The 10,979-nt window shown below is 60.0% G+C and carries 9 protein-coding genes; 8 read left to right on the forward strand and 1 reads right to left on the reverse strand.

Features of this window, described 5'->3' with window-relative positions:
- Positions 1–79 precede the first annotated feature (79 nt).
- The 3 genes from glpK (at position 80) to glpD (ending at position 4,147) form a co-directional block, all read left to right on the forward strand.
- Complete coding sequence (gene glpK, locus JV201_RS23670) at positions 80–1,585, forward strand: glycerol kinase GlpK (protein ID WP_003208721.1); 1,506 nt, start codon at positions 80–82, stop codon at positions 1,583–1,585.
- A 94-nt stretch (positions 1,586–1,679) separates the two neighbouring features.
- Entirely contained in the window at positions 1,680–2,435 is a 756-nt protein-coding gene (locus JV201_RS23675; protein WP_003208723.1) for a DeoR/GlpR family transcriptional regulator, read from the forward strand.
- Positions 2,436–2,608: 173 nt separating this feature from the next.
- Positions 2,609–4,147: a glycerol-3-phosphate dehydrogenase gene (gene glpD / locus JV201_RS23680; RefSeq protein ID WP_008433488.1), complete on the forward strand. Its 1,539-nt coding sequence runs from the start codon at positions 2,609–2,611 to the stop codon at positions 4,145–4,147.
- Positions 4,148–4,195: 48 nt separating this feature from the next.
- Here glpD and JV201_RS23685 read toward each other — a convergent pair whose 3' ends face one another.
- Positions 4,196–4,918 carry a tetratricopeptide repeat protein gene (locus tag JV201_RS23685; protein ID WP_003208726.1) on the reverse strand — a complete coding sequence of 241 codons (723 nt, stop codon included), beginning with the start codon at positions 4,916–4,918 and terminating at the stop codon, positions 4,196–4,198.
- A 125-nt stretch (positions 4,919–5,043) separates the two neighbouring features.
- Between JV201_RS23685 and JV201_RS23690 the strand changes: the two genes are divergently transcribed.
- From JV201_RS23690 to JV201_RS23710, 5 genes are all read left to right on the forward strand, one after another.
- The gene (locus JV201_RS23690) at positions 5,044–7,368 is read left to right on the forward strand and encodes a TonB-dependent siderophore receptor (protein WP_219406105.1); all 2,325 of its coding nucleotides are present in this window, start codon (positions 5,044–5,046) and stop codon (positions 7,366–7,368) included.
- 336 nt (positions 7,369–7,704) lie between these two features.
- Positions 7,705–8,631: a glutamate/aspartate ABC transporter substrate-binding protein gene (locus JV201_RS23695; RefSeq protein ID WP_008433481.1), complete on the forward strand. Its 927-nt coding sequence runs from the start codon at positions 7,705–7,707 to the stop codon at positions 8,629–8,631.
- 195 nt (positions 8,632–8,826) lie between these two features.
- Positions 8,827–9,573 carry an amino acid ABC transporter permease gene (locus tag JV201_RS23700; RefSeq protein ID WP_083359915.1) on the forward strand — a complete coding sequence of 249 codons (747 nt, stop codon included), beginning with the start codon at positions 8,827–8,829 and terminating at the stop codon, positions 9,571–9,573.
- Positions 9,573–10,244 carry an amino acid ABC transporter permease gene (locus JV201_RS23705; RefSeq protein WP_003208733.1) on the forward strand — a complete coding sequence of 224 codons (672 nt, stop codon included), beginning with the start codon at positions 9,573–9,575 and terminating at the stop codon, positions 10,242–10,244. The genes JV201_RS23700 and JV201_RS23705 overlap by 1 nt, the downstream gene beginning before the upstream one ends.
- Positions 10,241–10,975, forward strand: coding sequence for an amino acid ABC transporter ATP-binding protein (locus tag JV201_RS23710; RefSeq protein WP_003208734.1), 735 nt, complete (start codon positions 10,241–10,243; stop codon positions 10,973–10,975). The genes JV201_RS23705 and JV201_RS23710 overlap by 4 nt, the downstream gene beginning before the upstream one ends.
- Positions 10,976–10,979: the final 4 nt, after the last annotated feature.

Raw genomic sequence — 10,979 nt, forward strand, 5'->3', positions numbered from 1 at the left:
GCGATAGCCTGGGCCGTACTGCCCTTTTGCGGCCCAGGCTGTTTACTGACTTCCCTATTCTCCGTCCAAGGCAATCGACATGACCGACATTCAGAATAAGAACTACATCATTGCCCTCGATCAGGGCACCACCAGTTCCCGGGCGATCATCTTCGATCGTGACGCCAACGTGGTCTGCACCGCCCAGCGTGAATTCACCCAGCATTACCCGCAAGCCGGCTGGGTCGAACATGACCCGATGGAGATTTTCGCCACCCAGAGCGCGGTGATGGTCGAGGCCCTGGCACAAGCCGGCCTGCACCATGACCAGGTCGCGGCAATCGGTATCACCAACCAGCGTGAAACCACCGTGGTATGGGACAAAATCACCGGCCGCCCGATCTACAACGCGATCGTCTGGCAATGCCGCCGCAGCACCGAGATCTGCCAGCAGCTCAAGCGCGACGGTCACGAGCAATACATCAACGACACCACCGGCCTGGTCACCGACCCGTACTTCTCCGGCACCAAGCTCAAGTGGATCCTCGACAACGTCGAAGGCAGTCGCGAACGTGCGCGTAACGGCGAGCTGCTGTTCGGCACCATCGACAGCTGGCTGATCTGGAAATTTACCGGCGGCAAGACCCACGTCACCGACTACACCAACGCCTCGCGCACCATGCTCTTCAACATCCACACGCTGGAGTGGGATGCGAAGATGCTGGAGATTCTCGACGTGCCGCGCGAAATGCTGCCGGAAGTGAAGTCTTCCTCGGAAATCTACGGTCGCACCAAAAGCGGTATCGCCATCGGCGGTATCGCCGGTGACCAGCAGGCGGCGCTGTTTGGCCAAATGTGCGTAGAACCGGGCCAGGCGAAAAACACCTACGGCACCGGCTGCTTCCTGCTGATGAACACCGGCGACAAGGCGGTGAAATCCAAGCACGGCATGCTCACCACCATCGCCTGCGGCCCGCGTGGCGAAGTGGCCTACGCCCTGGAAGGCGCCGTGTTCAACGGCGGTTCCACCGTGCAATGGCTGCGTGATGAGTTGAAGATCATCGCCGATGCCACCGATACCGAATACTTCGCCGGCAAGGTCAAGGACAGCAACGGCGTGTACCTGGTGCCAGCCTTCACCGGCCTGGGCGCTCCGTACTGGGACCCGTATGCCCGTGGTGCGCTGTTCGGCCTGACCCGTGGTGTACGCGTGGATCACATCATTCGTGCAGCCCTGGAGTCGATTGCCTACCAGACCCGCGACGTACTCGATGCCATGCAGCAGGATTCCGGCGAACGCCTCAAATCCCTGCGGGTAGACGGTGGCGCGGTCGCCAACAACTTCCTGATGCAGTTCCAGGCCGACATCCTCGGTACCCAGGTTGAACGCCCACAAATGCGTGAAACCACCGCGTTGGGCGCCGCCTACCTGGCCGGCCTGGCGTGCGGTTTCTGGGGCAGCCTGGACGAACTGCGTGGCAAGGCGGTAATCGAGCGTCAATTCGAACCGCAGCTGGAAGAAGCGGCGAAGGAAAAACTCTACGCCGGCTGGCAGAAAGCAGTCAGCCGCACCCGCGACTGGGAACCCCACGAAGGCGCTGAATAAGCCAAGCGCCGGACGCGCATAGGGTTGTAACTGGCAGGGAGCAGATTCCTGCGTCATCATGGGCCACTTTTTACGGCAGCCCAAAGGACGCACCATGAATCTGCCTCCCCGCCAGCAACAAATCCTCGAACTGGTTCGCGAACGCGGCTATGTGAGTATCGAGGAAATGGCGCAGCTCTTCGTTGTCACCCCGCAAACCATCCGCCGCGATATCAATCAACTGGCGGAAGCCAATCTGTTGCGCCGCTACCATGGCGGCGCAGCCTATGATTCCAGCGTTGAAAACACCGCGTACGCCATGCGTGCCGACCAGATGCGCGACGAAAAACAGCGCATCGGCGAAGCCATCGCCGCGCAAATCCCCGATCACGCCTCGCTTTTTATCAACATCGGTACCACCACCGAATCGATCGCGCGTGCGCTGCTTAACCACAGCCACCTGAAAATCATCACCAATAACCTCAACGTCGCCATGATGCTGAGTGCCAAAGACGACTTCGACGTACTCCTGACCGGCGGCAACGTGCGCCGGGATGGCGGTGTGGTAGGCCAGGCCAGCGTTGATTTCATCAACCAGTTCAAGGTCGATTTCGCCTTGGTGGGCATCAGCGGTATCGATGAAGACGGCAGCCTTCTGGACTTCGATTATCAGGAAGTACGGGTTTCCCAGGCGATCATTGCCAATGCGCGCAAGGTGATCCTGGCGGCGGACTCCAGCAAATTCGGGCGCAACGCCATGATTCGCCTGGGACCCATCAGTTTGATTGATTGTTTAGTCACCGATCAGCAGCCGGTCCCGGCACTGGTGCAGTTGCTGAATCAGCACAAGATTCGGCTGGAAGTGGTGTAAGCCTATACAGGGGGTGTCCTGCCCCCTGATGTTCACAAATTTTCCTTTCTTCGCCCTTCGATCAGTATTTTCAATCGAAGCGGGCTGGCTGTACCTGCGTTTATAAGCTACCATTTTCGCAAATGAACATTTATGTTCGAATTCCAATACGAAAAAGATTGCGAGGCCAGCCGATGAACCCTTCTACCTTGCCTGCCCCACCGCTTGCCGAAGTCTATGACGTCGCCGTTATCGGTGGCGGGATCAATGGCGTCGGGATTGCAGCAGACGCAGCCGGTCGCGGTTTGTCGGTATTCCTTTGCGAAAAGGACGACCTGGCCAGCCACACTTCCTCCGCGAGCAGCAAGCTGATCCACGGTGGCCTGCGTTACCTGGAGCATTACGAATTCCGCTTGGTGCGCGAAGCCCTGGCTGAACGTGAGGTGCTGTTGGCCAAGGCCCCGCACATCGTCAAGCAGATGCGCTTTGTATTGCCTCACCGCCCGCACCTGCGTCCGGCATGGATGATTCGCGCCGGCCTGTTCCTGTATGACCATCTGGGCAAGCGGGAAAAACTCGAAGGCTCCAAGAGCCTCAAGTTCGGCCCCGACAGCCCGCTGAAAAGCGAAATCACCAAAGGCTTCGAATACTCCGATTGCTGGGTCGACGACGCCCGCCTTGTAGTACTCAACGCCATGGCTGCGCGGGAAAAGGGTGCGCACATCCACACCCAGACCCGTTGCGTCAGCGCACACCGCAGCAAAGGCCTGTGGGAAATGAACATGGAACGTGCCGACGGCAGCCTGTTCTCGATCCGCGCCCGAGCGCTGGTGAACGCTGCCGGCCCGTGGGTGGCCAAGTTCATCAAGGATGACTTGAAGCTGGATTCGCCCTACGGCATCCGTCTGATCCAGGGCAGCCACCTGATCGTACCGAAGCTGTATGAAGGCGCCCACGCGCACATCCTGCAGAACGAAGACCAGCGTATCGTCTTCACCATTCCGTACCTGAATCACCTGACCATCATCGGCACCACCGACCGCGAATACACCGGCGACCCGGCGAAAGTGGCGATTACCGAAGGTGAAACCGACTACATGCTCAATGTGGTCAACGCGCACTTCAAGAAACAACTGAGCCGCGATGACATCGTGCACACCTATTCCGGCGTGCGCCCGCTGTGCAACGACGAGTCCGACAACCCGTCGGCCGTGACCCGCGACTACACCCTGGCGCTGTCCGGCACCTCGGGCGAGGCGCCGTTGCTGTCGGTGTTCGGCGGCAAGCTGACCACCTACCGCAAGCTGGCCGAATCGGCGATGGCACAACTGGCGCCTTACTTCACGCAGATGCGCCCAAGCTGGACGGCTACAGCCACCCTGCCCGGCGGCGAAAACATGAGCACGCCAGAAGCCCTGGCCGATGCAATCCGTAGCAAATACGACTGGGTGCCGAGCGAGATTGCCCGTCGCTGGTCCACCACTTACGGCAGCCGCACCTGGCGCCTGCTGGAAGGCGTGCAATCGCTGGCGGACATGGGTGACCACCTCGGTGGCGGCCTGTACACCCGCGAAGTCGATTACCTGTGCGCTGAAGAATGGGCCACTCAGCCCCAGGATATCCTGTGGCGCCGCAGCAAGCTGGGCCTGTTCACCACGCCGCAGGAGCAGGAGAACGTGCAGCGTTACCTGTCCAAGGTTGAGCACAACCGCGGCAAGATCGAAGCGGCCTGATCAGCCCGACGTAAAAAAGCCCCTGCACCGAAAGGTCCAGGGGCTTTTTCATGCCTGCAGATGACGCTGATAGCGCAGGCCCATTTCACGAATCCCGCTGAAGGCAGAGCCCAGCAACACGGGATAAGCCGCCTGCAAAAAGCCTGGCGTGGCCGTCGCGAGAGCCCGCTCCAACCATAGGCAGGCCTGCACTTCGTCGCCGTCGTGAGCCAGCTCCGCAGCATGGTTGTATTGCCCGCGGAAATCCCCGGCCTCGGCTGAGCGCTGATACCACTGGCGCGCCAGTTGAACATCCTTGGGCACCACCACGCCTTCATGGTGGAACCGACCCAACAGGTTCATCGACTTGGCGTGCCCCTTGGCCGCAGCCTGGCGGAACAGTTCATATGCCGCGACAAGGTCACGCTCCACACCACGGCCACGCGTCAGCAACTGGCCGTAGTTATACAAACCCCAATCCAGCCCCAGATCGGCGGCCTTGCGGTAATGCCGCGCACTGTCTTCCAAGTCGACCTCGCAGCCCCAGCCATTCTCCAGGCAGCGCCCGATCATGTTGATCGCCATGGGGTGACGCTGCCGCGCAGCGATGCGAAACCAGCTCAACCCCAGCGCCTCATCCTTCTGCACGCCACGACCGTCGAGCAGCAGCTGGGCCAGGGTCGCCTGTGCGTCGGCATCTCCCAGCTGTGCCGCATGCATCACCCAGCGCACATAGGCACGCGGGTTATCACCGATATCCGAGGGCTCGCTGCCTGGCTGTGCGCTCTGCATTCCTGCCCCGAGTAGCGATCAAGGACCGCAAAAAGTTTCATGATTTATTTGGTTACAAAGTATTACATTTGAGATCGCTTATCAATTACGATCGCATCTCACTAACACCAACAAGAGATTACTCAATGGCTACCGGCATCAGTTCTGCCCCCCTCTCATCGCGGCATTTGCTCGCGTCGGCAGTGGGCCTGGCAGTGGCTGCGCAAGGAGGATTCAGTTACGCGGCGGAGCCCGCACCAGAAGACAACACAGGGGTCATCCAACTCGGCGCGACCAGCATCGAAGGCCAGGCCCCAAGCCAGAGCGTCTACAACCCTGTGGCTCCTTCTTCCCCCAAGTACACCGAGCCATTGCGCGACACGCCGCAGACCATCACGGTGGTGCCCAAGGAAGTCATTCATGACCAGAACCTGCTGACCCTGCGCGACGTGCTCAGCACCGTGCCGGGGATCACCTTCGGGGCCGGCGAAGGCGGCAGCGGGTATGGCGACAGCATCAACCTGCGCGGCTTCTCCGCCAGTGGCGACATCTACGTGGACGGCGTGCGTGACAGCGCGCAGTACAGCCGCACCGACCCGTTCAACCTGGAGCAGGTCGAAGTCGTCAGCGGCGCAAGTTCGGTGTATTCCGGCTCCGGCGCGGTCGGTGGCACCATCAACCTGGTGAGCAAACAGCCGGAATTACGCGACAAAACCACCATCAGTGCGGGCATCGGCACCGATAACTACAAGCGCACCACCCTGGACACCAACCAGACGCTCAACGACACCACCGCGTTCCGCCTGAACCTGATGGCCCATGGTAACGACGTGCCTGGCCGCGATTATGAAGATTACGAACGCTGGGGCATCGCGCCCTCCATCGCGTTTGGCCTGGGAACGCCGACACGTGTCACCGTCAGTTATGAGCACCAGAAAGACGACAACACACCGCAATACGGTATCCCGATCTACAACGGCAAGCCCATGCCGGGCGTGGGTTGGAGCGACTACTACGGCTACCACAACATCAATGACCAGCAAATCACCTCGGACTCGTTCAGCCTGAAGCTCGAACACGACTTCAACGACGCCGTCTCGGTGCGCAACTTCACCCGCGTCGAGCGGGTGCGCCAGGACCTGCGCGCTTCCGGCCCCGAAGGTGCATTGACCGGCTGTCTGGCCAGCGGCACCCAGATCACCGGCGCCCCTTGCGCCGCGGGCCTGCAGCCGGGCTACTTCCAGCCAAGCGGCGGCTCACTGGGTAACGAGCGCAACACCCAGAACAAGATGTTCACCAACCAGACCGACGTCACCAGCCACTTCAGCACCGGGTTCATCGACCACACGCTGGTGACCGGCATCGCCATCAGCCGCGAGGAATACGAGGCGGATACCGGTAAATGGCTGACCAACGCCAACGGCAGCACCATCGTCCCACCACCGGTCAGCTACAGCGACCCGAACTCCGAATGGTCCGGCCCCGTCAACTTCACCCGGGCCGCCCACATTGACGGCGCGCTGAACAACCGCGCCGCCTATGCCTTCGACACGCTCAAGCTCAACCCACAGTGGGAAATCAACGGCGGCCTGCGTTACGAGCACAACGCCGGCAGCTCGGTGACCAATGCCTATTCCAGCACTGGCGTGGAAACGCCCGGCACTCGCTACGGCCAGGCGGATGACCTGACCTCCTACCGCCTGGCGCTGGTTTACAAACCGGTGGAAAACGGCAGCTTCTATATCGCCTACGGCAACAGCAAGACGCCGTCCCAGGCCAGCGTCAATGGGGGTTGCTACACCCCGGCCAAAAGCTCAGGCATCGCCACCAACAACTGCGATGTTTCCCCGGAAACCGCCGTCATCTATGAGATCGGCACCAAGTGGGACCTGCTCGACAACGCCCTGTCGCTGACGGGCGCGATCTTCCGCAATGACCGCACCAACTATAAAGTCGCCGACAACGACCCGAGCAACCTGAGCGGCACCCAGACCCTCGACGGCAAGGCACGTGCAGACGGTGTGGCGCTGGGCCTGAGCGGCCAACTTACTGACCGCTGGAAAGTCTTCGCCAACTACACCTACCTGAACACTCGTGTGCTGCGCAGCGCCAGCGATTACACCCTGGCAACCACCGGCATCGACGTGCAGAAAGGCGAGCCGCTGACCTTCACCCCCAAACATGCAGCCAGCATCTGGACGGTGTACGACCTGCCCTACGACTTCCAGGTGGGCTACGGCATTACGGCGCAAACCAAGCAGTACCTGGTCAGCGCCGCCAACTCGCCGACTTCCCCCGGCTATGCGGTGCAGCGTGCGATGCTCGGTTACAAGGTCAACAAACAGTTGAACCTGCAGTTGAACGTCAACAACCTGTTCGACAAGGAGTACCTCACCCGTATCCGCAACAACGGTTGGGCAGTGCCCGGCGATGGCCGCGCGGCAGTGGTGTCGGCCGACTACACGTTCTGACAGAGCCACACCCAAAAGCCCCGGGAGCCACACTCCCGGGGCTTTTTCATGGGCGATACAGGCCCACGCCGCCATTCGGTTTTCCGAACACCATAGCTCAACCTATTCGGTTTGCCGGACCAAAACAGGAGAAAAAACCCGTAACACAAAGTTAATCTCTATATAAATCATATGGTTAACCTTTTATTTCTGGTCTGGCACGACTCATGCTCTACACTCGTAGGCGATTGCCTGAGGCGCCTCAGGAGCCGTCACAGGCTTTCGCAGTACTGTTTATATAAAAACGTGGCCGTCCCAACCGGTCTCATAAAAAAAACAAATGTCGAGGAAGTATTGATGCGCATCGTTCCCCATATCCTGGGCGCAGCTATCGCTGCTGCTCTGATCAGCACTCCAGTTTTCGCCGCCGAACTCACCGGCACACTGAAGAAAATCAACGACTCCGGCACGATCACTCTCGCTCACCGCGACAGCTCCATTCCGTTTTCCTATATCGCGGATGGTTCGGGCAAACCCGTGGGCTACTCCCACGACATTCAGCTGGCTATCGTTGAAGCCCTGAAAAAAGACCTGAACAAACCCGACCTGAAGACCAAGTACAACCTGGTCACCTCGCAAACCCGTATCCCGCTGATCCAGAACGGCACCGCGGATATCGAGTGCGGCTCCACCACCAACAACGCCGAACGCGCCCAGCAGGTTGACTTCACCGTCAATATCTTCGAAATCGGCACCCGCCTGCTGGTCAAGAAAGACAAGGAAGGCAAGCCGTCCTACAGCGATTTCGCCGACCTGAAAGGCAAGAACGTCGTGACCACCGCCGGCACCACGTCCGAGCGCATCATCAAGGCGATGAACGCCGACAAGCAGATGGGCATGAACGTCATCTCCGCCAAGGACCACGGCGAGTCCTTCCAGATGCTGGAAAGCGGCCGCGCCGTTGCCTTCATGATGGACGACGCGCTGCTGGCCGGTGAAGAAGCCAAGGCCAAGAAGCCGGACGACTGGGTCATCACCGGTACTCCACAGTCCTTCGAAGCCTACGCCTGCATGGTTCGCAAAGACGACCCAGCCTTCAAGAAGGCCGTGGATGATGCGATCGTCGGCCTGTACAAGTCCGGCGAGATCAACAAGATCTACAGCAAGTGGTTCGAGAGCCCGATCCCACCAAAAGGCCTGAACCTCAACTTCCCGATGAGCGACAAGGTCAAGGATCTGATCGCCAACCCAAGCGACAAGCCAGCGCCTGACGTAAAAATCTGATACCTGACTAAGCTTATGTCCTGAGGGAGCCAACCCTCCCTCAGGCGTCTGTTGCTACCTGCTGGCTTTAATTTTGGAACACTCGACCTGGCGGTTTTCGAGCCGATCGTGTGTGCCTGGCGTTCACCGTCGGGCGGGAAAGGATCTTCCCCAAGCGGGTGCTTGTACATCGATCGATCTCGAGGGGAGACCCTAATGAATTACAACTGGGACTGGGGCGTGTTCTTCAAGTCCACCGGCGTGGGCAGCGAGACTTATCTCGACTGGTACATCGCCGGCTTGGGCTGGACCATTGCCATCGCCGTCGTGGCATGGATTATCGCCTTGCTGCTGGGGTCCATTCTGGGCGTCATGCGCACCGTGCCAAACCGCATCGTATCGGGCATCGCGACCTGCTACGTGGAACTGTTTCGCAACGTACCGCTGCTGGTTCAGCTGTTCATCTGGTATTTCCTGATACCCGACCTGCTGCCGCAGAACCTGCAGGACTGGTACAAACAAGACCTCAACCCGACCACCTCGGCCTACCTGAGCGTTGTGGTGTGCCTGGGCCTGTTCACCGCCGCCCGTGTGTGCGAACAAGTGCGTACCGGCATCCAGGCGCTGCCACGGGGCCAGGAATCCGCCGCACGCGCCATGGGCTTCAAGCTGCCGCAGATCTACTGGAACGTGCTGCTGCCCCAGGCCTACCGGATCATCATTCCGCCGCTTACCTCGGAATTCCTCAACGTCTTCAAGAACTCCTCCGTGGCGTCCCTGATCGGCTTGATGGAACTGCTGGCGCAAACCAAACAGACCGCCGAGTTCTCGGCCAACCTGTTCGAGGCCTTCACCCTGGCCACGCTGATCTATTTCACCCTGAACATGAGCCTGATGCTGCTGATGCGCGTGATCGAGAAGAAAGTCGCCGTGCCCGGCCTGATCTCCGTGGGGGGTAAATAATGGACTTCGATTTCAGCGGCATCATCCCCGCCATCCCGGGCCTGTGGAACGGCATGGTCATGACCTTGCAGTTGATGGTCATGGGCGTGGTCGGCGGCATCATCCTGGGTACGATCCTCGCGCTGATGCGCCTGTCGTCCAGCAAACTGCTGTCGCGCCTGGCCGGCGCCTACGTGAACTACTTCCGCTCGATCCCGCTGCTGCTGGTGATCACCTGGTTCTACCTGGCGGTGCCGTTCGTGCTGCGCTGGATCACCGGCGAAGACACCCCGATCGGTGCGTTCACCTCCTGCGTCGTGGCCTTCATGATGTTCGAGGCGGCGTACTTCTGCGAAATCGTGCGGGCCGGCGTGCAGTCGATCCCCAAGGGCCAGATGGCCGCGGCGCAAGCGATGGGCATGACCTACGGCCAGACCATGCGCCTGATCATCCTGCCCCAGGCGTTCCGCAAGATGACCCCGTTGCTGCTGCAACAGTCGATCATCCTGTTCCAGGACACCTCGCTGGTCTACACCGTGGGCCTGGTGGACTTCCTCAACTCCGCCCGTTCCAACGGCGACATCATCGGCCGCTCCAATGAGTTCCTGATCTTCGCCGGTGTCGTCTACTTCATCATCAGCTTTTCCGCCTCGCTGCTGGTCAAGCGTCTGCAAAAAAGGTTTGCCGTATGATCTCTATCAAGAATATCAACAAGTGGTATGGCGACTTCCAGGTGCTGACCGATTGCAGCACCGAGGTTAAAAAAGGCGAAGTGATCGTGGTGTGCGGGCCGTCCGGCTCGGGCAAATCGACCCTGATCAAGTGCGTCAACGCCCTGGAACCGTTCCAGAAAGGCGACGTGGTGGTCGATGGCACCTCCATTGCCGACCCGAAGACCAACCTGCCGAAACTGCGCTCGCGCGTCGGCATGGTGTTCCAGCACTTCGAGCTGTTTCCGCACCTGACCATCACCGAAAACCTGACCATCGCGCAGATCAAGGTATTGGGCCGCAGCAAGGAAGAAGCCACCAAGAAGGGCCTGCAACTGCTGGAGCGCGTCGGCCTGTCGGCTCACGCCCACAAGCACCCGGGCCAGCTTTCCGGCGGCCAGCAACAGCGTGTGGCAATTGCCCGTGCGCTGGCGATGGACCCGATCGTCATGCTGTTCGACGAACCGACCTCGGCCCTCGACCCGGAAATGGTCAACGAAGTGCTCGACGTGATGGTGCAGTTGGCCCAGGAAGGCATGACCATGATGTGCGTGACCCACGAAATGGGTTTCGCCCGCAAGGTAGCCGACCGGGTGATCTTCATGGACGCCGGCAAGATCATCGAAGACTGCCCGAAAGAGGAATTCTTCGGCGACATCAGCGCCCGCTCCGAGCGTGCGCAGCACTTCCTCGAGAAAATCCTGCAGCACTAAGCAC

Source organism: Pseudomonas sp. Colony2 (genome assembly GCF_019382755.1).
Lineage (GTDB): Bacteria > Pseudomonadota > Gammaproteobacteria > Pseudomonadales > Pseudomonadaceae > Aquipseudomonas.